This window comes from Candidatus Ryanbacteria bacterium CG10_big_fil_rev_8_21_14_0_10_43_42, from assembly GCA_002793915.1.
Classification (GTDB): domain Bacteria; phylum Patescibacteriota; class Minisyncoccia; order Ryanbacterales; family 2-02-FULL-48-12; genus 1-14-0-10-43-42.
The window spans coordinates 1-24,607 of the sequence record PFEF01000003.1; the positions used below are offsets into that span (position 1 = coordinate 1).

Consider the following 24,607-nt stretch of genomic DNA (forward strand, 5'->3'; position numbering starts at 1 on the left):
TTGAGATTCGGTTCCGGCGGGTCCGGCTCCTTGATTCTTTACCGTACTTGTGAATGTAAGAGGTGTTCCTACAGTACGAGAACCGTTGATAGTAATGGCTTGATGATTGGTGACAAGATCAGGTTCAAGTGGCGTAAGATCACCACAGCGGTATTGAACAGCACTGCCACTTCTCCTAAATTCCCAGTCGTTTCCATATGCATCAGTGGTTTCTGTTGGTGTACCAAATACCCACGAACTATTATCGGTAAACCAACCCTGCCAACCGGAACCCCAGTTAATATTATGCTTATCTTGGTTGCCCGTAGACTTAACCACAATATCCCAAGCTGATCCCACATAGGTAAAGGGCGCACTTAAGACGGTAGCGCCGCTTAACTGCGTCCAATTAGATGCCCATGTACATGGAGCACTTCCTGAAAATGAACAATTTTGATAATACAAATAATTATCGGTCCCTCGCACAGCCATTCCAATACTGTCAGGGAATTCTGTATTTTTTCCTGCCGCAATATATACGCCAACCGGCGTTGCATTAGTGGCTCCTCCCGGCGGCACTTCATGCCATCCTGCATCACAAACAGCAGGAACAGGATTACCTGCCGGATCAATCCATTTTGCTATAAAGTTACTACTTCCATCGCCATTTACCGGTCCCGGCACGGCTTGCGTACTATTACTGCCAGTAAATAGAAGAATAAGCAATAAGAGCAAAAAACCTGTTGTAAGGAAAATGTGTCCCGCCCGAAACGGTTGTTTTTTTATGGATTGCATATTATTCGGAAGAGTAAATTATTATTTCTTGTGCAGTAAGGTTTTCAAAAGGAGCAGATTCTAATGGCGACACCGTTGCAATATCAACACTATCACCAACGGCAATATCTTGGAGAGATGCTTCTACGCGCTTAGGCACAGGTAAACCTCCAAAAAACGGCACCTGTTGCTCTGAATTCTCCTTCGGATCAAGCTGATAAGATACCACGCGTGTTTTTCCATCTACTTGAATAATAATTTCTTGAAGTTGTGTTTCTGTAAGCCCCTCTCCTGCTATTGTTCGAAGCTCTGCATTAAGAGTAAGCGCTCCCACATTATTCTCGTCGAACTGAACTGATATTACATTACCGGTAAAAGAACTCTGTTGATTTTCAGGAACCGGAAAACTACTAAACGGATTTGTATTCTCCCATTCATCTGATGGTGGGTACAATATAGTATTACGCGCATATGGTACAACAAAAACCAACAAAACGAGTACCAAGACCCCACTACCAAATATAATTAGGTTTGTTTTTATACTTGTATCCTTCATGTAGTTTGATATCTATCAATAAACCAAGCTTATTTTTGCGCCCCGATAGAGTAGAGTAACGTACCACTTGCCAATTTTAACCTAAACCCCACCTTACAGAAAGCTAGAAAATATACATTATTAGCATTGAGGTCCCGTGCCGCAAGCGCCACCCCCTCGAGGGCATGTTTGTTGAGTATAGTAAGAACTGGTATTATATGTACCGTTATCATTCAGACCCACATAAATAAATACCATTTTAGAATTATAATATTGCGCCGCACTTTCAGTTTTCTGGCGACAATATGCCACTCCATTTACATCCCCTACCGATACGGGTACAAGAAAGGTGTTTTCATAATTTCCATTAACAAAGCACGCGCCGGAAGCGGCAACGGCACTCATTGAACACTCTCGAAAATTACTAAGGCTCAACGTTGGTATGGGTGGTACAGATGGCCATGACGTGCGACAATCGTTACCAATACAAAGTCCCGATTGGCCTTTTACAAAACCGGCAGCGTCAAGCTTTTGAGTAGGGTTCGTTGTCCCTATACCTACATTAATGCCATTATCATATATTATGGAATTGCCGATAGTATTTGATGAGGCACCAAACGCCGCCACCTGATTTACATTTCCCTCTCCAGTAATATTTCCAACAGCGGCAAATACATTTTGTACAAATAATGGCGCGCCTGAAACATCAAGCGTGCGTTGCATAAGTACCACCAAAAAAAACGCAAACAACAATGCGTTTATGAGCACTAAAGGATTTCGTAATATTCTCGTCATGCTTTAAAAAATTAATTTATTAAGAATACTAAATAGAAAATTAAGACCTATACAACATACCTCTTTTTATATTACAGTGTATTTTTTAAAAAAAGTATCATGTTATCCACAGCTACCGATGAATATATTATCGCATCATCGATTCAAGATAAGAAATACAATATAATATATTCCCCGCCGAACCAACTTATTAATGTTCCCGCTATAAGAAACGGTGCGAATGGAATTTCCGCTTTCATACCAAATCGTTTTGAAAAAAGAAGAGGAACCATAACAAGTGTCCCCGTCCAAAATGCAAGCAGTATTGCAAGTGTTGTCATGGTTGGCCCTAAAAGAAATCCCATACCCAATGCCAATTTTGCATCTCCAAAACCCATCCACCGCCCGCCGGAAAAAAACCACAAAGAACCAAAGAAAAGAAACCCACCGAGACCCGATAAAAAATGTGGCAGTACACTTGAAAGTGTAAGTCCAAGAGTATTAATTATGGGTGCAAAAAAAGAAATAACAATAAATGGATAAACAAATTCATTGGGAATAATTTTATGTCGAAAATCGTACAGAGAAATAGCAATAAGCAAGCTGAAAATCAGTGCATAATAAATAATGGATGATGTGTAATGCGCCGTTGCGGATATATATTCTCCTCCAAATTTTACCGCAATCAGAAGAAAAACAAGACCCGTTAAAAATTCTCCCACAGGGTATTGCCATGAAAACACACTCTTACAATATCGGCATCGCCCTCGCTGAAGAAAAAAACTCACAAGAGGAATTAAATCGCCCGCGTAAAGTGCATGTCCGCATGAGAAACAACGCGAACGTGATGCGACAACGCTTTCTCCCGTATTTAATCGAAGAACTAATACATTAAGAAAACTTCCTATGATGGTTCCTAATACAAAGAAAAAGATAATAAATATGATATCCATGATACAGAGCAATAATACCAATTCTTTCATATTCGGAAGTCCGACTTCCGAATATATCAGTTATTTTATATACTAAACCCATATGAAAAGACCTGTTCCGGAAAATGGTGAGATATACCATATTTATAATAGAGGTGTGGAAAAAAGAGTTACTTTCTCCAAAGATCCTGACTATGTTCGTTTTATTCATGATCTTTTTGAATTTAATGATTCTAATCCTGCCGGCAAATATTCGGAAGTCGGACTTCCGAATATGAAGCAAAGAAATTTACTTGTAGAAATTATGGCTTTTTGTCTTATGCCAAATCATTACCATCTTATGGTTCGACAAAAAGAAGACTTTGGCATAACAGAGTTTATGCGTAAACTTGGCACCGGATATACAAATTATTTTAACCAAAAATATGAGCGCGTGGGACCGCTCTTCCAGGGAAAATATAAGATCTTACATGTTACAGAAGAACGCCATTTTCTCCATCTACCCTATTACATACACATGAACCCTCTTGATGAAGATTTCCCTGAATGGCGAGATGGCAACATAAAAAATCCAAAAGAAGCTTCACTGTTCTTGGAAACATATCGTTGGTCAAGCTATCTTGATTATATTGGCAAAAAAAACTTCCCTTCCGTTACCCAAAGAGAGTTTCTCACTGCATTTTTTGATGGGGAAAAACAATACAAACAAGATATGTTTCGCTGGATTTCAGAAAATGGTATCGAAAACATAGAACATATATCGTTAGAAGAATAGTCGGAAATAGTCGGAAGTCCGACTTCCGATTATTGGGAAACAGAAGAAAAAGAAAAAAACTCCCTACACAGTAGGGAGTTTTTTTGAACGCAAGACCATTTTACGGAGTTACGTCGTAACACTGCTCTGCTGGTGGAGTTCCTGGAGCTATTGTGCCACCACAATCAACGCTTTGCCCATGAAAATCACTCGCTATCCCGAATAAATCTCGGTCACTGCCAAGGGCGTTGTTTGCTGTTTCCTCAAGAGCTGCTCCGAGATGGTAGAACAAACAGTTCGACGAACAGTCTACCGGTGTCTGGCCATCATCAAGGGCATTGTATACATATGCTCCTCCTGTTGGATCAGTTGGGGTTGACGCAATGTAGGTAGGGTCCAACACGCCGGAAAGCGTCGAATTAGGAGGATATTCACCATTTGCATCAAAGTAAAGTTCAAGAGCAAGCTGTAATTGCTGAATATCAGCAAGACGACGCGCATCACGCGACTTACGACGTGCCGTATTCAAACTTGCAAGAACAACGGATGCCAGAATCCCGATGATAGCAATAACAACGAGAAGTTCAATAAGAGTGAATCCTTTTTTCCCGTTATGCTTTCTGAAAATATGTGTCATGTAATCGTTTTTAAATTAGTGAAGTAAATGTTGTGCACAACATTCGTTTATGTGCCGACCTTTTATGTAAGATGTGCATTTGTATATATTCATAATAAACTGTTTTATATCTTTGTATATACTCGCTCTGTGGATAACATTATTAAAAAGAAGCACTAATATTATAGAGCGGCACAAGGACTGACGCCACTAAAATACCAACTCCTCCTCCTAAGAGAAGTATCATAATAGGCTCAATAAGATTTACCAAATTGTCAACTAAGCTATTTACTTCTTTCCGATAAAATGAAGCGAGGTTTTCCAAAATACTGTCAAGACGTCCCGTTTCTTCCCCAATACGAATCATTTGCGACATAAGAGACGGAATATCCGGGTGACGCGCAAGAGCGGCACTGATAGAGCTTCCTCCTTTTACAGATTCGATGGCTTCCAAAATAATCTTACGAAATACTTCACTTCCCACAACATCTGCCGTAATTTCAAGCGCACGCACCACCGGAATACCTCCCGATATAAGGGTTTGCAAATTATCCGCAATACGGGACATATATAATTTACGATACAATGTCCCGAAAAGAGGTAGTGATATTTGAAAACGATGCACCGATAAACGCCCCTGATCCGTCTGATAAAATCGCCACCCGAATACTCCCAAAATACCAATACCAACGGCCACTAAAATACCAAATGTCTGAAAAAAATCACTGGCTCCGATAACAATACGGGTATATATCGGTAGCTCTTGTCCCGTTTCCTGCAAAATTTCCGCTAAATTAGGGATGATGACAGTAAGCATCAGGGTCATAACACCGAGAAAAGACACCAAAACAAAAGCCGGGTAAATAAGAGCATTTCGCGCTTTTGACGTAAGTTCATAGTTACGTTCCATATAGTCGGCAAGGAATGTAAATACTTCCTCTAATTTTCCCGACTCTTCCCCCGAACGTACCATATTTATATAGAAAGGACTGAAAACTTTGGGGTGCCGCGCCATCGACTGCGACATGGACGCTCCTCCTTGAATATCTTCTAAAAGACCATAGAGTTCGCGTTTAAGAAGCGGACTATCCACTTCGGAAAAAATAATCTTTAAAGATTCAACAACCGGAACTTTTGCCTGAAATAATGTTGCGAGCTGGCGCGAAATAATAACAATTTCACGCTGTTTTACCCGCTCGAGAAATGTAATGGAACGCGCATAAAAGGGCACGGAATCATCTTCGGGTATAATAGAAACAATAAAAAGTCCGCGCCGCTGAAGAGCAGATACAGCAACGTCAACGCTTGCGGCCTCGATAGTGCCGCTACGTAATTCTCCCTCTCCCGTTTTTGCCTGGTATTTAAATCGCATAATAGCAGGTAAGTAAACAGCACATACATCTACTGCTCATCACTACCATCTTTACATTATACTATTACAATCTTCGTGAAATTGAAGAGAGTTCTTCCGGATTTAGTGAGTGATTAAGTGCCGATTCAAGAGTAATTTCTCCCGCACGCAATAAATCCATGAGAGAACGATTAAGGCTAATCATACCGTCCTGGGAACTGGTATCAATCACCAAATCTATTTCATGCACTTTATTTTCACGAATTAAGTTTCGGACAGCCGAATTTCCTATCATAAACTCGTAGGCGGGAATCAGACCTCCGGAAACGCGTGGAATAAGGCGCTGTGAAAATACACCCAAAAGCGTAGATGCCAACTGTGAACGTGTCTGCGGCTGTTGCGCCGCCGGAAAACTATCAATAATACGATCAATCGTCTGTGACGCACTATTGGTATGCAGAGAAGAAAAAATAAGATGTCCCGTTTCAGCAGCTGTAACAGCCGCTGAAATGGTTTCCGCATCTCTCATTTCACCAATCATGGCAACGTTGATATCTTCACGAAACATGGATCGGAGCGCTTTCCCGAAACTTTCAGTATCCGTTTTTACCTCCCGTTGATCAACAATGGACCGATCAGGTACAAACAAATACTCGATAGGATCTTCAATAGTAACAATATGTTCGGCGCGCTCATGGTTTATCATATCAACAAGCGTGGCGAGTGTTGTAGACTTACCATGTCCTGTCGGTCCCACTACCAAAAAAAATCCCTGCTCGCGGCGCGTAAAATCAACCAAAAGCGCCGGAAGATTCAAATCCTCAAGTTTACGAATTTGATAACTTATTAAACGAAGAGCAATACCGATATGCCCGCGTTGAAAAAATGCATTGCCTCGAAATCGAAGTTTATCCTTATAAGAAAAAGAAAAATCCATTTCCCGAAGCACCATAAATTCCTTCTTTTGTTCCGCTGTAAGCATAGCGGAAACAAGGCCTTCCGCTATTTCGGGGGTAATAACTTCCTTTTCCGTAAGTGGAATCAGCTGTCCGGCGATACGAAGGGTCGGATGCCTTCCTACAGTAATGTGAAGGTCCGAAGCATCCTCCCGCGCCACGTTCAAAACAAGATCTTCAAGTTCATGTTGATAATCCATTGATTTCATAAGGAATCTATTTCTTAAGAATGGCTTCTACTTTTTCTACCACTTCTGATGGCGTAAAGTGTGCTTTTACAATATATCCGTCAGCACCAAGTGCTTTTCCTTTTTCTGTATCATTCTTCTGTCCCAAATTGGTAAGCATGATAATGCGGGCATGAGGAACAAGTTTCTCGGTACGAATATTGCGCAATATTTCAAATCCATCCATAGCAGGCAGTACTACATCCAACAAAATGACTGCGGGCTGTTTTTCTCTTGCAACCTCTATAGCGCTCTTTCCATCTTGAGCCGTCTCCACAACAAACCCAGCTTCCTTAAACTTAAGAACATACATTTCGAGTAAATACTCATCATCGTCCACAATAAGTATTGTTTTTTTCTGCTCGTCGCTCATGTTTTTATTTTACCCCACTCTGTATAGAATTACTACCAATAATACCATAAAGTCTTTCTATATATGTGTATAGACATTCTTCCACCATCATAATACCACCCCCTGTAATTCTTCCATGCCAACTTTCCCTTCTAAAACCTTTAATACACCGTCTTGGGCCATGGTAGTCATTCCCTGCTTGAATGCCTCTTCATTAATACGGGCTTCCGATGGCTGGTCTTCTAAAATAAGTTGCTCAAGATCCGGCGTCATGGAAAGCACCTCAAATGCACCAATACGCCCGCGAGTGCCCTTTGGACACGTACCGGAAGGAACTCCTTGATAAATATGTTCAGGCATCGTGATTCCTTTACGAACACTTGGGGGCATTTTTGCAATATTGTTATCTAAAAACTCTTTTACACGCCCTTCCACTAACACTTCTTTACGGGAATCCGCACAAAGCGTGCGCACAAGCCGCTGACCCACGGCAAGAATAAGCGTTGCCGGAATAAGAAACGGATCAACTCCCATATCTATGAGCCGGGGAATAACACCGGTAGCCGAGTTTGTATGTAATGTAGACAATACAAGGTGTCCGGTAAGAGCGGCATGAATGGCAAGCTGTGCCGTTTCCTTATCACGGATTTCTCCCACCATAATAATGTCCGGATCCTGTCGAAGAACTGACCGAAGGCCGTTTGCAAAAGTAAATCCAATATCGGGACGAACTTGAGACTGATTAATTCCTTCAATGCTATATTCTATCGGATCCTCCAAGCTAATAATATTTGATTTTTCCTGGTTAAGGATTTGCATAATAGCATAAAGCGTTGTTGATTTTCCCGATCCGGTAGGGCCCGTTACTAAAATCATTCCATACGGACGCTTAATACCTTCCTGAATTAATGTAAGGTTGCGTCCTGCAAGACCGAGATCGGGCAACTCTTTTACTCCCGTGGAATTATCCAAAATACGAATAACAACCTTCTCACCGAAATATGCCGGCAACGTGGAAACACGAAAATCGATATCCTTCCCTTCTACATGAGCACTAAATCTACCGTCCTGCGGTTTTCGCTTTTCATCAAGCTGTAAATTTGTAAGAATTTTAATACGGGCAACAACCGCATCATGCACCGCTATAGGCAACATTAAGCTTGTGTACAAAACGCCATCCTGTCGGAACCGCACCCGCAATTGCTCCCGCTCCGGTTCTATATGGATATCCGAAGCACGTCCCTCCGTGGCATGTTTTAAAATAACGGCAACAATCTTTGTAACAGGCGCATCTTCCACAAGCACCCGCTGTCCTTCCTGTTCCTCTTTCGGAATAGCGCCGCCACCCTGATCCTTTAAAAATTGGCTTTCAAGCTCATCAATAGCCTGTCCAACCTCACCTCCAATTCCTTTGTACTGCTGAAGAATAAGCGCAAAATCAGATCGTGTAATAACAACTATTTTAAACGGCATATTCATGTTTGCCGATATAAACTTGAGCGCCTCCCGGGCTTCGATGTCTTCAGGACGTACCATACCGACCACAAGCACATTATCTTCCACAGTAAGAGGAACAAACTGATAATGTACGGCCGACTCTTGCGGAATATATTTTAAAACATCCAACGTCACTTTTTGCCCATCAAGAGCATAGGATGGCACACCCAAAAAAGAACTCTTTGCTTCGAGAAGTTCTTTCTCCGATACATGAGCTTCCTGCAAGAGATCCTCCATAATCTGATCGTCCCCTGCCGCTTTCTCCGTGATAGTATGTGCTTTTTCACTCGTAAGCGCGCCCTTAGAAACGAGTAAATCAAGCATTGTTCGTTTTGCCATGAGTTTAAATTACGTTCGATACATCTTTACTGTCCAATGGGCAAAAACGGATTACGTCTTTTGATCTGTAACGACCGAGGAGGCGGCTCAGGCGCATCTTCCAAACTCAAAAACGCCGGATCATCGAGAATCGTCGTGTCTAAACGAACACGCTGAAGAAGCGCTATATTTTGAAGAATTTTATTTCGTACCTCCGCAAATTGACTGTTTGCACTCGGTGTGCCCGGTAAAATACCTACCGGTACTACTCCGCCAAAATCCTCCGGACTAGGTCGTGACACATACCAAGCAATCCCTCCTCCGATGAGGGCTAATACGATAATAATAAAGACGAGATTCTTTTTAATCATACGTTATAAAATCGTGTCTGTTTGATAATAAGTATTCATCGATATGGTCACCGTAAATATGCCGTCATCGCCCGGCTTACCGAAGGACACATCCGTAACATCAATGAGACGCACATTCCGTTCCAAAATATCAAACAACGTCTTAATTTCATCATAGGTACCTGAAACAGTAACGCCAATTACAAGAGCATCGGGAGGCGCTGATGCCGCCGGAATAGCCGGTACGCCACCCGTAATTGTATCGTTTCCGATGGTTGATACCTGATTTCGGGCGGTATTCTGCACCGCACTACTTGCATCAACGGAAACATTCTCCCAAATAACACCCGACTGTTCGATAAGAATTTCCAGATCAATGAGAAATTCCGTAATATTGGCACCAGCCGGAAGAAAATTACGAATGCGTTCAATGTCTGCCGATGAAACACTGTTATAGCGATTTAATAATTCATCTCGCAAACGAATCACCTCACGCGATTTCTCAATAGCCTCCTCAACGATAACGGTTTCACTACGAATAGCGCTTACCCGATCAAGCTCCGGACGCAAAAACGCCTGCAGAACACCAATGCCGCCTGCAATAAATACTACGATAAATGCGATGCGAAAAATCATAAAGAATCGTTAAAACGGAATATATTATCATTAAACGTAAGATTGAGAGAAAATCCCACCGTATCATCTTCAAGCATACTAATGCCGCTGAAATCCACCGAACGTATAAGTGGAAGATTCTGGAAAATATGTATCTGTTCGTTAAGACTCACATAACTGTCAGCCACCGCGGCAAGAATAACGGAGCGTGAACCGAATGAGTATGTGAAGTCATTATACTGAACTGTTTCGAGTGTATTATTCTCTAAAAATTCAAAAAGACGCGAAGAATATACATGCTGAGCAAGAAGATCCTGCGCAACGGCAAGACCCTTATCTACCCGTACAATCTCCTGGATAATATCGGAATCAAGTTCTTCTTCTATATTTGAAAGCTGACGCGTAAGACCATCTAAATTTGATTCGATACTGCGTTTGTATAAAAATACGCCTCCATATGCCAAACCCATTAATATGAAAAACACCAGCGAAAGCATCGTAAAGACACCCATACCGCCCGATACCGAACGTTGCTTTCGTGGGGATGCTTCTCCCACCGACGGCATTTTTGAAATAAGTGTCGGATCCGCCATAAAATATATTATCTTTTATCGTTATTGCAACCCGCGCAACGCGAGTCCTACCGCATTACTGAACGATGGCCCTATTTCTTTCAGCACCGGCTGAAAAAATGCGGGATATTCAACTTTACCAAAGGGATTGCCTAAAATAACCTCCACACCAAATTTCTTTACGATATGATCAACCAATCCCGGCATGGAAGCTCCTCCTCCCGTTATATATATCTTTGAAATAGTCCCGCCATATTTGCGCGTATATCCCGTGGCAAACCGCTCCAATTCAATAAGCATATAGTCAAGCAGTGGAGCAATAACCTTACGTGTACCCTGATGCTCCAAACGAGAAGAAAGTCCGACTTCCCGTTTCATAAGCTCTGCCCGTTCGAAATTAACTCCCATAGATTCCGCAAGTCCGATTGTAATTGTCTGAAACCCCCTGTCAAAACTATGACTCGACCGCACAATCCCTTTTTCCAAGATAGTCATATTCGTTGTTACAGCACCAAAATCGACAAGGAGCGCCCCACCCTGCTCACGCCGCACCGCTGATCGGATCGAACTGAACACTTCTATTTCGAAGGCAATAGGATCAAGTCCCGCCTGCGCCACAATACGGCGATATTTCTCGATAACATCCTTAGGCACGGCAACTAAAAGCACGTCAATCGCCTGATTTGCCGCCGTAGAAACATTACCTCCACTGTCATGCATAACGTCATCAGGTATGCGCCACCAATCAATCACAACCTCGGAAACTGGTATGGGGATGTACCGACGCGCCTCATACTGCATTGCCATCTTTAAATCCTTTGCCGAAAGAGGCGGGATACTTACCGATGTAACAAAGCTGTTTCTAAGCGGCACTCCCACCACCACTGAGCGTGTTGTTGCGCCCGTTTCTCGCACCAAATCAGCAATTACCTCACTTACCTTCGTATCCGGAAGATGTACTCCTTGCCCGACGCTCTTTTTATTATATGGACCGGCGGCAAGCTCTCCATACGTTTCCAGAATAGCACGCTCGCGCTCGAGACGAAGTTGTATGAGCTTAATGGAAGCTGATCCGATATCAATACCAAGAACACTCGTTTTTTTATCGAACAGTGAAAGTCCTTTTTTTTTGCCACTTTGAAAGAATGGGATATCCATGTTATTGTATCACTGCTTTTTTATGTATTCCATGAACTTATCCACATTATCATGCATAATCCTATCAAAAACATACTATTGGAATTTCTTTTTCCGCAAGAGTGTATCGGATGCAAAAAACCGGAAATATCACTTTGTGAAAGTTGTATTATGCATGTTATGAAAAGCGAGCTCTCCTGCTTTGCATGCGGTGCACGCAACCAAAGCGCAACATTTTGTATATCATGTAAAAATAAATTTCCTTTCCTGACTCGTATTGTTGCGGGAAGTTTTTATCACGACCCGATTATAAAAGAAAGCATCGCCCGTTTTAAATACGCAAGTGAACACGCACTGAAAAGTCCGCTTAGTACGGTAATGGTACCACCTTTTAAAAAAGTACTGCAAGGAATTAATCGGGAAGAACGCGCACGTATATATATTACTCCTATTCCTCTTTTCAAAAAACGTATGCGTATGCGCGGATACAATCAAGCGGAACTTCTTGCCAAGGAAATTGCGAGCGTAACCCATATTCCCCTTCTCCCGCACGCAACATTGCAACGCATTCACAATACGAAACCGCAGGCGTCTCTTTCGAAAGACGATCGAAAGGAAAACGTAAAAGATGCTTTTACCGTCTCATACTCCCCCTCTATAACAAAATCTACCATTGTACTGGTAGATGATGTTGCAACCACAGGAAACACACTTATAGAAGCGGCTCGCATTCTTAAACAAAACGGCGCAAAAGAAGTGTGGGGACTTGTTGTGGCAAAGGGGTAAAACCTTACTGCTCTTCAAATCCCGAATTACTCGCCCGCAAAACAAACGGAATATTAACTGAAATTTTACAAAAGAAAAAACATAAAAAGAACCTATGTCAAAACAGACCTTATTACATGCACAAACTTCTCCCGCGCACGAGTATCCTCATACATTCGTTTTCGAAGGGCGCGTGAAATTTCAATTTGTACACCACGCCCCGTACGACCCCGATTACATATATTCTCCTGTTCCTTACCGGCAAGTTCTTCCCGCGGATCCAAAACCCGATAACCGTTTCGTGTTAGATAATGTTTTGCATTATGTTTCATTTCTTCATCCAACCCGCCTAGCATAATATATTCCGTTTCCCTATTCCGTTCGCCATGCAAGGAAATAACCGTATCCACTTCTGATGCAAGCTTAAGCGCATCCGGCTCGTCGAATTTTGTACTCGGCACCCGAAGGGCGGACGCCGCGGCATTAAATATATAAAGAGAATGTTCATTACCGGCAATTTCACGGGCAAGCGTGTCGGTACCAAGGTCAATTACGCCGCCATGAACGGCAAATATACCGAAACAAAAAGAGGCGCGCTTTACCGTTATAACGTAATCACTTCCATGCGCTTTGATAACATCACTAACATAAGAAGACACAGGATTATTCCTGCGCGTTTTCATCGGGCTGATGAATGCCGAAAGTATTTCCTTCCGTATCGAGAAAATATCCCTGCCACGCCATATGCGGTATGGCAAACTTAGGCATAGCGACTCTCCCGCCAGCGGCTTCAATTCTCGCGGCAACCGTATCAAAATCATCCACATCAACCGTACAGACAAATGCGTTTGCGCCCTGCATGGCATCCGGCGCGCTTGTCGGACGTTTTAATAAACCTCCGTTAATTCCCAATTCTTTACTGTCTTTTTCCGCCGTCATTACCATCCAATATTCCATAGATCCTCCTTCCCATTTTTCTATCTTCCATGCAAAAACATCCCGATAAAACGTCGCCGCCCGCTCAAGATTATCTGCTTGTATTTCGAAATGCACAACTCTATTCATATATTTTATTATTATCTTATTATATTTTCCGTGCCGGCATCCTTATTGTCACCTTTATTATTCATATGATCATGCTAGCACTTTTTATTAAAAATGAATACTAACAATAGAATATTAACCTTTGACAGGTACGCCAGAATTCAGACAAACTTTGGAAGAAGGCGCTTTTTTCATGAACGCGCACAAGAACACACGGTAATGGGGACTGGCCCATTATCTTTTTACTTTCGTGTTTATTCATAAAGATAAAATTTAGCTTTTTGATATTTCAGGATCTCTATAAGAGTAAGATAACCTATTGTATTCATCCGTGGGATAAGAACAAATACCTTTGTCTTGCCAAAGTAGGAATTCAGAAATGCCAGCATCAAGTGCAAACCTGCTACATACCGTGCAATATGGCTCTTCTGATTTTTTTATATTTCCATCCTTATCAACTCGAGTGAAATACAGTTGAGAACCTTTTGGTTTATCAGAATTTTGTTTTATGGCATCAAGAATAGCCCTCCATTCCGCGTGCATGCAACATGTGTGATCATACTTGGGTTTTCCTGAAAAATCGTATTCGTCCAAGCAAGTACGATTCTTCTCATCATCAAGCGGAGGAGCGTTATATCCGCGGCCGATTATCTCTCCATCCTTCACGATAACCGTCCCACACTTTGCTTTGAGACAAAGAGCCTTCTCAGCGATTTTAGCCGCCTCATTCATCCATTCGATTGCTTGTTGTTCCTCTGTGTTTTGTAAATATTTCATCGGTTCGAATCCTTCTAGGGTTCACCCATTTTATCACTTTTAAGTTTTGAAATATACCGCAAAATAAGGGAATTTTGACTACTGTTTTCAAAACTACTGGCAGAGAGAGCTGGACGACGTTCGTACCTAAAACATCAAGACTATTGAAAAGCTCGTCGTACGCTTCATTTGCGAAGAAATTTCCCTGGGAATGTGCGACGGCCACTACTTTTCTCCCTCTGAGAAGAAGCTCTGTATTGTATAATGAATATGTTCGCCCAAATCAACAGAGGTAATATATGAGTCAAGGATAATTTGAGCAAAAGTGTCGATAACGATTTGTGTGAATGTGTCTAAGGCAGAAGTACCTCTCAACAGGATCCAAAAAATTGATGGATCTATTCCTAGCTTCTGAAGGGTAGACTCAAATAGATCTAGAAAAAGATTTTGATTCGTGTTGTAGACTACCTTGAACTCTATGCATCCTAATGGAACAGGGTTTCCTGGCAATTTTTCAAATTCTTCTTCCAACCTCATTCGTGAAAATTCTGCCTTTCCGTCATCACTAAGTATACCATTAATATAAAATACCGTGATTTCAGGTGTACCGATGGGACAGTCTGCGGCTAAAACTGTATCGGACATCAATACTGACAATATAATAACCAGTGCGGTAGCGTACTTAGTTGGCTTCAAGATCAATTCTCCAGAGCGTCTGGATCAAAGTTGCAGGCAAACTTTCGCTCATCTTTCGGCACGCCAGAAAAACCCTGCCCGCTAATTTGTCCTAGGTAGGCAATATATGCTCTGCCCCTTTTCTCAGTATTCATCGCGGGACTTAGCAACTCATCATAAATATTTTCTGCATCATCGATACCATTGGTATACACCAAACATGCGATGGCCTTGTTCTTTTCTATCGCATGGGTGATCGACATTTCCTCACTATCAGCATCAAGCAGCGCATCCTGAATCGATAAGGCGAGCTGTGTAAGGGCTGCCCGTGTCTTCTCTGAATCCAGATAGGTTAAAGCAATATACCGCTGAATATCATCCCGCACCCCATCTCCATCAGAATCGATACCTTCCAAGGTCACCTTCCCTGCTTCCCCCGGATCGGGTGGGAGAAGTCCTAAGTCAGATTCACACCCATCCACCCTCTCCCCATTCACACAGGTATCCGTACCATCCTGGGCTTTGATGAAATCCGTATCTTCTCCGCCGTCTATTATGTTATCTCCCTCTTCTCCGTCTATGGTGTCATTGCCAGGGCCACCTTCGATAGTGTCATTTCCCATTCCCCCACAGATCGTGTCATTCCCGCCATGACCTTTAATAAGGTCATCTCCTCCCAAGCCCACGATCACGTCATCTTCGGATGTTCCTTCAAGGACATCTCTGTTTTCTGTTCCTACGATTGTGGCGGGAAGTCCGAGGCAGGTGTGTTGTTCTGAAAAGGAGGTGGCGACGTAGAGGAATGTTCCGATCAGGAAGATCCCCACGGTTGTTAACATGGAAACGGTAAGCTTCTTGCTTTGGGACATAGGCCATTCTTTTTGTCTGAACAACAGCTTGGCTGTGAAGAGCAAGATGACAATGCTCAAAGTCCCGAGGAAAAGTAAAGAGAGGGGTTCTTGGAGGAGGTCTTTCATACCACGTTATCGTACCATGGGATGAATATTTCGGTAAGGAGTTGATTTATCTAGATAATTTACAATATCCTATTTGACAGTTTATCCGACCAGTTCGTACGCTGAAGACATTGTCCGCTAACACATATCATCTATGGAAAACGCGTCCGCGAAAAACCCACCAACGCATGAGGTCTATCACGTCAGGGATATCCAGGAACAAGAAGGTTCCCAAAAAAGCGGCTTTGAGTTATAATTTGCTGCCCAAAAAGGAAATCTTAATAAAATCAATTGGTTAGCAAGAAATTGGTAAAACTCGAACTTTGAATAAGGGGGTAGAGGAACCCTAACAACAAACCAAAGAGAGATGAACTATATAAGCTGATAAAAGAACTGTAAACCAAACAGCAATACGTATATAAATATTAATTTTATCATCGCTCAACCAAAGCAAACGTCTTTCTGGAAAAAACTTACGGAACAAACCAAATGAAATGAATGAAATACTAATTGCTAATAAAATCAGTTTTCCCTCTTCAGACGATTGTCTTAATAATGATAAAAGGAATCCTCCCAAAAGGAGAAGTACAATCCAATCTACATTCGACGTTAGAATACTATACATAGAATAACTGTATCATGAAGATAATATACTAGAAAACATCAATAATTTATTTACGATGTTTTATGGCGCTGTCTGGATAATGTAATCCAACATTTGCTGCCAAACGCGCGAGTCATTATCGATATTTGTGTGTGGGTTGCAAGCGGGGTCATCTGCTTCATCTGGCCCTTGGGGATCCGGGATTGGTTCGTTTGTTACCTCAGTAACATTAGGATTCTTTGCTTTGATCTCCGACTTACCAGTAAGAGAAATAAGGGGGTTTGGATTGTGCTTTTGTAAGCTTTTATCCACCTGCCTTTGCTTTTTCTTCTGTTGACAGAGAGATAGATTCGGGGTATGGCCCATGGTGGTAGCGGCGAGCGGTGTAGGTGAGTTTTACAAGCTCTTTGTTCGGGGGTACCGATGCAGGTCATCTTCGGGTACAAGTCTGGTGCTTTTCAGGCAAATTTAAGCTTTTCATTCTGTAAGTATGTTAATATTGAGAAAGCCTTTAGTTATTGTTTTCAAAGCACTTTCCCTTATAATAGACATACGCTGGTGCAAAGGTTGTTTTATAGGCTTAATTAATGATTAGTATGTAATGAAAAAATTTCTTAAGCCCACATGGATTATATTTGTTATCCTGTTTATTCTAAATATCCCACTTTATTTTTTGGCTGCGATACAAGATTGGTTGTCCTTATGGTATGCCAATATTCTCCAATGGTTATGGTTGTACGCCCTATTTGGTGAAATCGGTTTTGATGTAACTAGTAGCTATATATGGCCAAATTTTCTTGGATGGACGTTAATCATTTTAGGCAGTTTAATTACATTAATAATCTATTATGTTATTGCGTCAGTTATTTCAAAATACTATAACCGACAAGAAAATTCGGGCTCCTGACTTGAGTTCGAAGCTAACCAGACTCTCAAGGGAGATGAGGAGGTAAATGAAGTGTTTAAGGATAATGGGGACTGACCCCATTATCCAAATTTCACCTCGCCGGGGCTTTCCTACGGTAAAAAGCTCACTAATAGCCAAGCGAGTGAAGCTATTATCAGCAAACAATCGCAATTCGTAGGTGCCAGGAGCAAGATCGTGAGGAATCTCAATAGACTCACTGCCGCTAGCTTTGCCTTTCGTGTAAAGTCCTGCTCTGCAGGGACCATCGGCAGCAGTTTTCTCATATAACCCTAGCCAATTCTTGGGAGTGGGGTTGATAATCCCCTCCCAGCTGACGGTAAAAATTCCACCGACAGGCAAACTCGTTTGATTCACAATCAGACTCGCTTTGGGTTGGGCTTTCTCCATCCCATCATCCCTTTCCAGATAAAAACAGCCGATAATTGTACGATGATCGGCGGGTATCTACACCTCCAGCGTAATCCTGCTCGCGCAGCTGCTACTCCCTCCCATGGGCTGCTTTAGCCTCTCGTTTTCAGCCTCCGTTTCCGCTTCCTGGGTACGGCACGACTAATGGGCTCCCTATCACAGAGGGTGGAAGTGAGCCCCGAGCTCGTTACAGATCTCATTCCGCAGTTCCCTTCCTAACCAAAAAAGATGCCGACAGAGAGAGTTCTGTCGGCAAAAGTCTCTTTGAACTACCCCTTTAAGGGACGATCTTTATCCTGGCTTCCTGCGGGATTTCCATGGACGTTTCCCAAGTGCACCAGGATTCGTAGGCCTCTTGTTGGGCAGGCCGGAAAGCAAGTCTGAGACGGTTACGGAGCTTATTGTACCTCCGGATCAAGTCAGGCTGCTCCTTAACGAGCTCTTCCCAAGTGGGTTTTCTTTGTGGCTGCGGGTTCTCCTGCTGCTTCTGCATATTGCTTTCCTTTCCGGAAAGTAAGCCTTCACCCGCGACCCCTTTCGAAGGACAACGGGCAAAAGCTCGCTGTCCTCGTAGAGGAATGTTTTCTGGTATTATACTCATTCTGTCCATTCGCGTCAAATTTCTTTAGCAAAATCAGAGACTTAACTATTCTTTAGGAATAGCATTGCGAAGCTACGACCCAGAGGAGGAGCAAATTTGCCACAGCAGGAAGTTTCCTCTTAACAGTCTTTTTTGGTGTTGCTGAAAGAGCCTATGGCTGCTATTAAACTTTTTACTATGTAACTTTCTCGCTACCAATCTTTGTAGCCTCCATTCTCTCTATTTTATTTAAGGGTGGTTGCTTCCTCGATGCTTCAAGCGCGCAGTGCGATGAGCACACGCTTGTGATGGGCACAGAAGCGACCAGAGGGAGAATGGAAGTGAACGATAACAGCTGCCCCTGCGGCAATCCCCTTCCCCTCCGGCACCGGAGGTATTGTGAACGGTGCTCATCTAAAGCGAGCCTCCTCTGGAAGCGATGGCAAGACCCCGATTTTTCACACACAGTCAGCTCGAAGATTTCAAGCAATATGTGTCCCTGTTTCTTTGAGAAAAAAGGAGTGAGGAGGCATTTTCAGGGAGGAGTGAATTCTTCTGGTATTGTAGTAGTGGATGTATCGACCAATGGCTTCAATCAGAAGTTCGATGGTGGGGTGACGAGAAGGTTTCCCAAACTCCAATTTGAATTTATCATAGAATGACTCCTGATGGCCGTTTTTCCATGGTTTGGCCTTGGGAGAGTGGGAAGGGAGAATCTTGTGATCGATGATCCATTGAATACAGGTATGGGAAGTGTATTCACTGCCTTGGTCGGAGTGAAAGAGGTAGGGAGTGCCTCGTTTGCGCACCGCTTCTTCTAACACATCAAGCACCAATCGGGTGGTATGATGGAGACCAATCTGCCAGGCAATCACTTCTCGAGTAAATCGATCAATGATGGTAGCCAGATAGATTTTTGATCCATGAAAATGAAGCTCAGTAAAATCACCAACCCAGATGACATTCGGGGCAATGGGTGAAATGCCCTGAGTTCGATTGGGTATGCCACTCATTGACTTGGTACGGCCATACCGAGCCTTTTTATGACGAATACGGGGTTGAATGCCAAACTTTTTCATCACGCGGTGAGCCCGATTTTTCCCAATATGTAAGGCAATGGCGATACGGCGATAGCCATATGCTAGATGCTCGATCAATGTTTCCAAAATACGATCCCGCAGAGTACGGTCTTTAATCTCTTGTTTTGGTTTGTAGTAGAGACTGGAACGGGAAACGCCGAGAGAGCGAGCGAGAGCCGCTTTGGAGATTTCTTTTTCCCGCAAAATATCACGCGCTAAGAAAGGAGCTTTTCTTTTTCATCTTCTGGTGCAGAATCATTTCGCCAATGATAGCTTTCAATTCCTGATTCTCCTGTTTCAACCTTTGTACTTCTGTACTGGAGGTATGGCTATTTCTGGTTTGTTTCCGTAGCCACTTCTTAATCGTATCTTCTGTTATTACAAATGTCTTCGCGGCATCAGGGATGGACATACCTTCATCCTTGATGGCGGAAATAATCTTAGCCCGTTGTTCCGGGCTGACGCGTGTTGCCATATATGTATATATTACGTCCGTCTAAAGGTGCGGACACATGTACAGTATATCAGGGCCATGCCAACAAGAGCCTGCGCGCGGTCTTCGTCCTACACTGCGGAGAGGGAGGGATTCGAACCCTCGAAGCCTTTCGACTTGCCGGTTTTCAAGACCGGTGCATTCAACCGCTCTGCCACCTCTCCCGATTTTTATCTTCACTTGCTGTCCGCATTAAAAATTATTTGGAATATACCACACCTATAAACTAACTCCTGCACCCGAAAGTTTTGCCGCCAAACCACAGATTTGGGCAAAATTCGGGCGGAGAGGGAGGGATTCGAACCCTCGAACCGGTTTTACCCAGTTAACTCCTTAGCAGGGAGCCCCTTTCAACCACTCAGGCACCTCTCCAATATATTTAATTATTTGTACAAACCTCCGGTTTTACCCAGGCGCAAAGTAATGCCTATTACTTTGCGCTCCCGCGCAGGGAGCCCCTTTCAACCACTCAGGCACCTCTCCAATATATTTAATTATTTGTACAAACCTCCGGTTTTACCCAGGCGCAATTGAGGGTTGCCGGGTAGCGCTCAATCCCCTTTCTTTAGGAATATAATCCTCGGCAAAGCCTCGAGCAAAAAACTGTTTATTCCTAAAGCCGGGGAAACGTTTGTTTCCCGTTGGAAGCTCACTTACTCGCTTCCAACCCACTTAGGCACCTCTCCAGATATTATATTATCGGCAAAGCCTTAAACAAAAACGTTACCCTTAAAGAATATCATTCCCCATTATGGCTTCAACCGTAGCATAATCTTATTGGATTTTAAACACTTGCCTTGCTACAATACTACTGCTACTATGACATCCGTAATAAACTTAAAAAAACATGACCGTCCGCTTTCTTCCGAAAAAGCGACTCCCCCTCTAGCGCCGGATCAGAAAAAATCGGAACGGGAAAATTTTTACCGCCCTATTTTATGGGAAGCGGAGGAATATCCCTATTACCGAAAATCATCCGATTGGTACTGGGCTGTTGGTATTATTACCGCAGGATTTTTTGCTGTAGCTATTATTGTGGGAAACTTGCTGTTCGGCGCATTTATCCTTCTTGGAGGATTTACCCTTGCTCTCTATGGCGCACGCCGCCCCCAAACCGTATCTTTTTCCATCTCACCGAAAGGTGTTCATGTGGGCGACACGATATATCCTTATGAATCCATAAAGTCATTTTGGATATTCTACGACCCGCCCCATGTAAAGGAATTAAGCATTGAATCGCATAAATTTATAATGCCTCATATTAGAATTCCTTTGGGAAACGTAAATCCCGCGAATATGCGTTCGTACCTTCAGCAATTTCTCCCCGAGGAACAGCAGGAAGAAGCCCTTACCGATTCTCTGGCGCGTTATTTTCGGTTTTAAAACACACACATATACCAAGTGATTCGTGTTTTATAAAATCATAACAGCACTACACATTCCTGTTCCCGTCGTTCAATGGATAGGACGCCAGCTTGCGGAGTTGGTAATAGAGGTTCGAATCCTCTCGGGAACACAATAACATTTCCCTTGCTCAGTATTCTTCGTATACTACATATATGGATATTAACAATAATTCCGGCATACGGTTTGATGAAGGAACCTTCTCTCCTGATCCATTCTCCCGGCCGTCCGGTCTTGCCGGGTGGATTATTAACCACTCCAACGGACGAATAACAACAGAAGCTGAAGCGAATAATATATTAATCGGTCTTTTTGTCATTATTATTATAGTCATTATTACCATATTTTTTATATTGAACCGTTCCCCCTCTGTAGAACTTCCTCTCGGTACAGAAATAATATATCCTCCCAAAGAACCGCCACGATTAAATATTCCTTTATTGTAAGTATGGTAAAATTATGAAAAAAGGATTTACTCTTATAGAACTTCTCGTTGTCATCTCTATTATTGGGCTTTTGGCGAGTGTTGTGTTGGCAAGCTTAAACACAGCACGTTCCCGTGCGCGAGACGCACGGCGCATGACGGACATGCGCCAAATACAAACCGCCCTCGAACTGTATTTTAATGATAATGGCGTGTACCCCAGTACCAGCAACGTATGGTTCGGTGTTTCAGTTAATGGAGGAAGCCGCGGCGTTACCGGTGCCGGCGGCTATATACCCAACCTTGCCCCTACGTACATACCAACCTTACCCGTAGACCCTCTTGATAATAGAAGTGGTTGGTCCGGGTATCTATATCTATCAATTAATGGATCACAATACGCCCTCCTCTCTACCGTGATTGGCCCCGAAAGTTTCCCGTCTGCCGGAGAACCATTTTATGACCCCAATCGCCCCACATGGGCATGGAAAGTCTGTAGCGGTCCGCCGGAATGTAATCGCTAAATACAATCCTTGCAAATCCTTCACAAAGAAGACATCCTTGGGATATATGAATTCGTACGATGCCCCACTTGATGCCGTTCTTCATGTGTCCTCTGCGCATAAAACGGCCTTTAAAAAAGCGGGTATTGAAACCGTGCGCGATTTGTTGTTTTTCTTCCCCGCACGATATGAGGATTTTTCGGTACGTACATCCATTAAAAATCTTTCTGCCGGAGTACATACCAGTATTGAAGGAATAATTGCCTCTATAACGTCAAAGAAAGCATATCCGCGGCGTATTCCGTTAGTGGAAATTGTCGTGGAAGACAGCTCCGGTAAAACACGGGCGCTTTGGATGAACCAACCCTACATTGCAAAAGCACTTGTGAAAGGATCGATCATTCATCTTTCGGGAACAGTAAAGCAAAATAAAAAAGGTGAGCTATATATGGTAAATCCGGTACGCAACACATCACGCGCACATACCGACGAACATACCGAGCGCATTATATCGTACGACGACGATACCGCTGAACCTCTTATTCCTGTTTACCCCCCAGTGCGTGGCGTACCGGCACGCATACTTCCCTCTTATATACAGGATATTCTTCATCTTGCCTCCGAACTGCCGGACAGCATTCCCGCTTCCGTCCGAAAAACCTATAATCTGCCGGAAATTAAAAATGCCCTTTTTCATATTCATAAACCGAGCACAATGGCGTGGGCGGATGCCGCGCGAAAACGATTTGCGTTTGACGAAATGTTTGCCATACAACTGCATCGCGTACGCATGCGCACTAATCTCTCAACACAAAAGTCATTTACGATTCCCTTTTCTGAAACTCCCATAACAGATATAGAAACCCGTATCGCATTTCCCCTCACTGGTGCGCAAAAACGAGCCGGTAAGCATATTTTAAAGGACTTTTCATTATCACACCCCATGGCGCGTTTGTTGGAAGGCGATGTCGGCTCCGGAAAAACTCTGGTGGCCATTATTGCCGCCCGCGCTGTTACCGCCGCAGGCGGACAAACAGCCTATCTGGCACCCACAGAAATTTTAGCGCGCCAACATCTTCGGGAATTTTGCAAACATCCCTTTTCCGGACGTATCGGGCTTATTACATCGAGTGAATGTCGGGTATTTCCTTCCAAAGCGCGTCCAACAGAATCCGTACGCATATCACGCGCACAACTGCTTGTATGGGTTGCCGATGGTACGGTGTCTGTTCTCATCGGAACACATGCCCTTATACAAAAAGATGTTCTATTTAAATGCCTTGCTCTCCTTATCGTGGATGAACAACATAGATTCGGCATAGAACAAAGAAACCGTCTCGTACGCATGCAGGAAAAACAACCACACCTGCTTTCCATGACCGCAACACCCATACCCCGCACACTGGCACTCACGCTTTATGGCGATCTTGATATTTCTCTTTTGGACGAAATGCCTCCGGGACGGAAGCCGCCAGAAACACATATCATACCTCCCGAAAAACGCGAAAGCGCCTATGAGTTTATACGGAACACCATTAAAGACGGCGGACAGGCATTTGTTATATATCCTAAAATAGGATTACAAAGCGAGGAACACACAAAACCGGATAAGCCAATTTCCGAAATATCCGCATCCATGAAAGCGGTTGTAGAAGAACATAAGCGTCTTAAGGAAGATATTTTTCCTGAATTTACCGTCGGCATGCTTCATGGAAAATTAAAGCCACGGGAAAAAGAAGATGTTATTGCGCAATTTCGTGCCGGAGACATTCATATTCTCGTATCCACGTCTGTTATCGAAGTGGGTATCGATATTCCTAATGCGTCTATTATGATGATTGAAGGCGCCGAACGATTCGGCCTTGCCACACTGCATCAATTCCGCGGACGCGTGGGGAGAGGCGGGCAAAAATCATATTGTTTTATTTTTACCGATTCCAAAACACCAAAAACGCTTGAACGCCTACAAGCCCTTACAAAAGCAAAAAATGGCTTTGAGCTTGCCGAGTATGATCTTTCCTTTCGTGGTCCGGGAGAACTTTCCGGGTCTTCGCAATGGGGCATTAGCGATATTGGCATGGAAGCGCTTCGCAATATAAAAATGGTGGAGGCGGCACGAACAGAGGCTGAAAAACTTCTTTTGTCTGATCCAAAGCTTGCCGCGCACCCCATCCTAAAAGAGCGCGTAGAAAAACTTGAAAAACAATCTCTGCATTTCGAATAAAATTGTTCTGTATTAAAAAATGAAA

30 protein-coding genes and 3 tRNA genes are annotated in these 24,607 nt (G+C 43.1%); 7 read left to right on the forward strand and 26 right to left on the reverse strand.

All coding sequences use genetic code 11. From position 1 onward, the window contains the following. The 4 genes from COU90_00300 to COU90_00315 form a co-directional block, all read right to left on the reverse strand. On the reverse strand, window positions 1–774 hold a 774-nt coding region (locus tag COU90_00300), incomplete at its 3' end, for a hypothetical protein (protein ID PJE64701.1). Window position 775: 1 nt separating this feature from the next. After that, complete coding sequence (locus tag COU90_00305; protein ID PJE64702.1) at window positions 776–1,309, reverse strand: hypothetical protein; 534 nt, start codon at window positions 1,307–1,309, stop codon at window positions 776–778. 120 nt (window positions 1,310–1,429) lie between these two features. After that, a complete protein-coding gene (locus COU90_00310) occupies window positions 1,430–2,083 on the reverse strand; it encodes a hypothetical protein (protein PJE64703.1) in 654 nt (217 codons plus the stop codon). A gap of 143 nt (window positions 2,084–2,226) precedes the next feature. Next, entirely contained in the window at window positions 2,227–3,045 is an 819-nt protein-coding gene (locus tag COU90_00315; GenBank protein PJE64704.1) for a prepilin peptidase, read from the reverse strand. Window positions 3,046–3,097: 52 nt separating this feature from the next. Here COU90_00315 and COU90_00320 point away from each other — a divergent pair, with 52 nt between their 5' ends. Next, window positions 3,098–3,769: a hypothetical protein gene (locus tag COU90_00320; GenBank protein ID PJE64705.1), complete on the forward strand. Its 672-nt coding sequence runs from the start codon at window positions 3,098–3,100 to the stop codon at window positions 3,767–3,769. A 100-nt stretch (window positions 3,770–3,869) separates the two neighbouring features. On the opposite strand, the gene COU90_00325 is transcribed toward COU90_00320, so the two are convergent. From COU90_00325 to COU90_00365, 9 genes are all read right to left on the reverse strand, one after another. Next, window positions 3,870–4,385 (reverse strand): hypothetical protein, encoded by a 516-nt coding sequence (locus COU90_00325; protein ID PJE64706.1) that lies wholly within the window; start codon window positions 4,383–4,385, stop codon window positions 3,870–3,872. 142 nt (window positions 4,386–4,527) lie between these two features. Next, the gene (locus tag COU90_00330; protein ID PJE64707.1) at window positions 4,528–5,736 is read right to left on the reverse strand and encodes a hypothetical protein; all 1,209 of its coding nucleotides are present in this window, start codon (window positions 5,734–5,736) and stop codon (window positions 4,528–4,530) included. A gap of 64 nt (window positions 5,737–5,800) precedes the next feature. Beyond that, window positions 5,801–6,871 (reverse strand): type IV pili twitching motility protein PilT, encoded by a 1,071-nt coding sequence (locus COU90_00335; GenBank protein ID PJE64708.1) that lies wholly within the window; start codon window positions 6,869–6,871, stop codon window positions 5,801–5,803. 16 nt (window positions 6,872–6,887) lie between these two features. Further along, window positions 6,888–7,271: a response regulator gene (locus COU90_00340; GenBank protein ID PJE64709.1), complete on the reverse strand. Its 384-nt coding sequence runs from the start codon at window positions 7,269–7,271 to the stop codon at window positions 6,888–6,890. 87 nt (window positions 7,272–7,358) lie between these two features. Further along, window positions 7,359–9,086 carry a hypothetical protein gene (locus tag COU90_00345; protein PJE64710.1) on the reverse strand — a complete coding sequence of 576 codons (1,728 nt, stop codon included), beginning with the start codon at window positions 9,084–9,086 and terminating at the stop codon, window positions 7,359–7,361. 26 nt (window positions 9,087–9,112) lie between these two features. Then, window positions 9,113–9,436 carry a hypothetical protein gene (locus COU90_00350; GenBank protein PJE64711.1) on the reverse strand — a complete coding sequence of 108 codons (324 nt, stop codon included), beginning with the start codon at window positions 9,434–9,436 and terminating at the stop codon, window positions 9,113–9,115. 3 nt (window positions 9,437–9,439) lie between these two features. Then, a complete protein-coding gene (locus COU90_00355; protein PJE64712.1) occupies window positions 9,440–10,051 on the reverse strand; it encodes a hypothetical protein in 612 nt (203 codons plus the stop codon). Next, window positions 10,048–10,623: a hypothetical protein gene (locus COU90_00360; protein PJE64713.1), complete on the reverse strand. Its 576-nt coding sequence runs from the start codon at window positions 10,621–10,623 to the stop codon at window positions 10,048–10,050. The genes COU90_00355 and COU90_00360 overlap by 4 nt, the downstream gene beginning before the upstream one ends. A 21-nt stretch (window positions 10,624–10,644) precedes the next feature. Next, entirely contained in the window at window positions 10,645–11,760 is a 1,116-nt protein-coding gene (locus COU90_00365) for a hypothetical protein (GenBank protein ID PJE64714.1), read from the reverse strand. Window positions 11,761–11,811: 51 nt separating this feature from the next. Here COU90_00365 and COU90_00370 point away from each other — a divergent pair, with 51 nt between their 5' ends. Then, window positions 11,812–12,525, forward strand: a complete 714-nt coding sequence (locus tag COU90_00370; protein PJE64715.1) for a hypothetical protein — start codon at window positions 11,812–11,814, stop codon at window positions 12,523–12,525. Window positions 12,526–12,617: 92 nt separating this feature from the next. On the opposite strand, the gene COU90_00375 is transcribed toward COU90_00370, so the two are convergent. The 13 genes from COU90_00375 to COU90_00435 all read right to left on the reverse strand — a co-directional run bounded on the left by COU90_00375 (window position 12,618) and on the right by COU90_00435 (window position 20,399). Further along, window positions 12,618–13,187 (reverse strand): hypothetical protein, encoded by a 570-nt coding sequence (locus COU90_00375; GenBank protein PJE64716.1) that lies wholly within the window; start codon window positions 13,185–13,187, stop codon window positions 12,618–12,620. Then, window positions 13,168–13,569 carry a glyoxalase gene (locus COU90_00380; GenBank protein ID PJE64717.1) on the reverse strand — a complete coding sequence of 134 codons (402 nt, stop codon included), beginning with the start codon at window positions 13,567–13,569 and terminating at the stop codon, window positions 13,168–13,170. Before COU90_00380 ends, COU90_00375 begins: the two co-directional genes overlap by 20 nt. A gap of 252 nt (window positions 13,570–13,821) precedes the next feature. Beyond that, on the reverse strand, window positions 13,822–14,325 hold the full coding sequence (locus COU90_00385) for a hypothetical protein (GenBank protein ID PJE64718.1): 504 nt from the start codon (window positions 14,323–14,325) through the stop codon (window positions 13,822–13,824). 204 nt (window positions 14,326–14,529) lie between these two features. Then, window positions 14,530–14,949 carry a hypothetical protein gene (locus COU90_00390; GenBank protein PJE64719.1) on the reverse strand — a complete coding sequence of 140 codons (420 nt, stop codon included), beginning with the start codon at window positions 14,947–14,949 and terminating at the stop codon, window positions 14,530–14,532. Window positions 14,950–15,002: 53 nt separating this feature from the next. After that, window positions 15,003–15,956 (reverse strand): hypothetical protein, encoded by a 954-nt coding sequence (locus COU90_00395; GenBank protein PJE64720.1) that lies wholly within the window; start codon window positions 15,954–15,956, stop codon window positions 15,003–15,005. A gap of 325 nt (window positions 15,957–16,281) precedes the next feature. Beyond that, a complete protein-coding gene (locus COU90_00400; protein ID PJE64721.1) occupies window positions 16,282–16,560 on the reverse strand; it encodes a hypothetical protein in 279 nt (92 codons plus the stop codon). Between the two features lie 60 nt (window positions 16,561–16,620). Continuing rightward, entirely contained in the window at window positions 16,621–16,905 is a 285-nt protein-coding gene (locus COU90_00405) for a hypothetical protein (GenBank protein ID PJE64722.1), read from the reverse strand. A 502-nt stretch (window positions 16,906–17,407) separates the two neighbouring features. Next, on the reverse strand, window positions 17,408–17,854 hold the full coding sequence (locus COU90_00410) for a hypothetical protein (protein PJE64723.1): 447 nt from the start codon (window positions 17,852–17,854) through the stop codon (window positions 17,408–17,410). A gap of 298 nt (window positions 17,855–18,152) precedes the next feature. Continuing rightward, on the reverse strand, window positions 18,153–18,485 hold the full coding sequence (locus COU90_00415; protein ID PJE64724.1) for a hypothetical protein: 333 nt from the start codon (window positions 18,483–18,485) through the stop codon (window positions 18,153–18,155). A gap of 452 nt (window positions 18,486–18,937) precedes the next feature. Beyond that, the gene (locus tag COU90_00420) at window positions 18,938–19,534 is read right to left on the reverse strand and encodes a hypothetical protein (GenBank protein PJE64725.1); all 597 of its coding nucleotides are present in this window, start codon (window positions 19,532–19,534) and stop codon (window positions 18,938–18,940) included. Window positions 19,535–19,742: 208 nt separating this feature from the next. After that, on the reverse strand, window positions 19,743–20,009 hold the full coding sequence (locus COU90_00425; protein ID PJE64726.1) for a hypothetical protein: 267 nt from the start codon (window positions 20,007–20,009) through the stop codon (window positions 19,743–19,745). 97 nt (window positions 20,010–20,106) lie between these two features. Then, window positions 20,107–20,191: transfer RNA gene (locus COU90_00430), tRNA-Ser, on the reverse strand. A gap of 116 nt (window positions 20,192–20,307) precedes the next feature. Continuing rightward, window positions 20,308–20,399 (reverse strand) — tRNA-Ser (locus COU90_00435). A gap of 447 nt (window positions 20,400–20,846) precedes the next feature. Here COU90_00435 and COU90_00440 point away from each other — a divergent pair. The 5 genes from COU90_00440 to COU90_00460 all read left to right on the forward strand — a co-directional run bounded on the left by COU90_00440 (window position 20,847) and on the right by COU90_00460 (window position 24,582). After that, window positions 20,847–21,410 (forward strand): hypothetical protein, encoded by a 564-nt coding sequence (locus COU90_00440; protein PJE64727.1) that lies wholly within the window; start codon window positions 20,847–20,849, stop codon window positions 21,408–21,410. Window positions 21,411–21,471: 61 nt separating this feature from the next. Beyond that, window positions 21,472–21,546: transfer RNA gene (locus tag COU90_00445), tRNA-Arg, on the forward strand. A 40-nt stretch (window positions 21,547–21,586) separates the two neighbouring features. Next, complete coding sequence (locus COU90_00450; protein ID PJE64728.1) at window positions 21,587–21,877, forward strand: hypothetical protein; 291 nt, start codon at window positions 21,587–21,589, stop codon at window positions 21,875–21,877. Window positions 21,878–21,890: 13 nt separating this feature from the next. Next, window positions 21,891–22,379, forward strand: a complete 489-nt coding sequence (locus COU90_00455) for a hypothetical protein (GenBank protein PJE64729.1) — start codon at window positions 21,891–21,893, stop codon at window positions 22,377–22,379. Beyond that, window positions 22,315–24,582 carry an ATP-dependent DNA helicase RecG gene (locus tag COU90_00460; protein ID PJE64730.1) on the forward strand — a complete coding sequence of 756 codons (2,268 nt, stop codon included), beginning with the start codon at window positions 22,315–22,317 and terminating at the stop codon, window positions 24,580–24,582. The genes COU90_00455 and COU90_00460 overlap by 65 nt, the downstream gene beginning before the upstream one ends. Window positions 24,583–24,607: the final 25 nt, after the last annotated feature.

Coding starts and splice junctions, on each gene's coding strand:
- COU90_00305 (PJE64702.1), bottom strand. CDS start 1,309: ATGAAGGATACAAGTATAAAAACAAACCTAATTATATTTGGTAGTGGG.
- COU90_00310 (PJE64703.1), bottom strand. CDS start 2,083: ATGACGAGAATATTACGAAATCCTTTAGTGCTCATAAACGCATTGTTG.
- COU90_00315 (PJE64704.1), bottom strand. CDS start 3,045: ATGAAAGAATTGGTATTATTGCTCTGTATCATGGATATCATATTTATT.
- COU90_00320 (PJE64705.1), top strand. CDS start 3,098: ATGAAAAGACCTGTTCCGGAAAATGGTGAGATATACCATATTTATAAT.
- COU90_00325 (PJE64706.1), bottom strand. CDS start 4,385: ATGACACATATTTTCAGAAAGCATAACGGGAAAAAAGGATTCACTCTT.
- COU90_00330 (PJE64707.1), bottom strand. CDS start 5,736: ATGCGATTTAAATACCAGGCAAAAACGGGAGAGGGAGAATTACGTAGC.
- COU90_00335 (PJE64708.1), bottom strand. CDS start 6,871: ATGGATTATCAACATGAACTTGAAGATCTTGTTTTGAACGTGGCGCGG.
- COU90_00340 (PJE64709.1), bottom strand. CDS start 7,271: ATGAGCGACGAGCAGAAAAAAACAATACTTATTGTGGACGATGATGAG.
- COU90_00345 (PJE64710.1), bottom strand. CDS start 9,086: ATGGCAAAACGAACAATGCTTGATTTACTCGTTTCTAAGGGCGCGCTT.
- COU90_00350 (PJE64711.1), bottom strand. CDS start 9,436: ATGATTAAAAAGAATCTCGTCTTTATTATTATCGTATTAGCCCTCATC.
- COU90_00355 (PJE64712.1), bottom strand. CDS start 10,051: ATGATTTTTCGCATCGCATTTATCGTAGTATTTATTGCAGGCGGCATT.
- COU90_00360 (PJE64713.1), bottom strand. CDS start 10,623: ATGGCGGATCCGACACTTATTTCAAAAATGCCGTCGGTGGGAGAAGCA.
- COU90_00365 (PJE64714.1), bottom strand. CDS start 11,760: ATGGATATCCCATTCTTTCAAAGTGGCAAAAAAAAAGGACTTTCACTG.
- COU90_00370 (PJE64715.1), top strand. CDS start 11,812: ATGCATAATCCTATCAAAAACATACTATTGGAATTTCTTTTTCCGCAA.
- COU90_00375 (PJE64716.1), bottom strand. CDS start 13,187: ATGAAAACGCGCAGGAATAATCCTGTGTCTTCTTATGTTAGTGATGTT.
- COU90_00380 (PJE64717.1), bottom strand. CDS start 13,569: ATGAATAGAGTTGTGCATTTCGAAATACAAGCAGATAATCTTGAGCGG.
- COU90_00385 (PJE64718.1), bottom strand. CDS start 14,325: ATGAAATATTTACAAAACACAGAGGAACAACAAGCAATCGAATGGATG.
- COU90_00390 (PJE64719.1), bottom strand. CDS start 14,949: ATGTCCGATACAGTTTTAGCCGCAGACTGTCCCATCGGTACACCTGAA.
- COU90_00395 (PJE64720.1), bottom strand. CDS start 15,956: ATGAAAGACCTCCTCCAAGAACCCCTCTCTTTACTTTTCCTCGGGACT.
- COU90_00400 (PJE64721.1), bottom strand. CDS start 16,560: ATGTATAGTATTCTAACGTCGAATGTAGATTGGATTGTACTTCTCCTT.
- COU90_00405 (PJE64722.1), bottom strand. CDS start 16,905: ATGGGCCATACCCCGAATCTATCTCTCTGTCAACAGAAGAAAAAGCAA.
- COU90_00410 (PJE64723.1), bottom strand. CDS start 17,854: ATGGAGAAAGCCCAACCCAAAGCGAGTCTGATTGTGAATCAAACGAGT.
- COU90_00415 (PJE64724.1), bottom strand. CDS start 18,485: ATGGACAGAATGAGTATAATACCAGAAAACATTCCTCTACGAGGACAG.
- COU90_00420 (PJE64725.1), bottom strand. CDS start 19,534: ATGAAAAAGTTTGGCATTCAACCCCGTATTCGTCATAAAAAGGCTCGG.
- COU90_00425 (PJE64726.1), bottom strand. CDS start 20,009: ATGGCAACACGCGTCAGCCCGGAACAACGGGCTAAGATTATTTCCGCC.
- COU90_00440 (PJE64727.1), top strand. CDS start 20,847: ATGACATCCGTAATAAACTTAAAAAAACATGACCGTCCGCTTTCTTCC.
- COU90_00450 (PJE64728.1), top strand. CDS start 21,587: ATGGATATTAACAATAATTCCGGCATACGGTTTGATGAAGGAACCTTC.
- COU90_00455 (PJE64729.1), top strand. CDS start 21,891: ATGAAAAAAGGATTTACTCTTATAGAACTTCTCGTTGTCATCTCTATT.
- COU90_00460 (PJE64730.1), top strand. CDS start 22,315: ATGACCCCAATCGCCCCACATGGGCATGGAAAGTCTGTAGCGGTCCGC.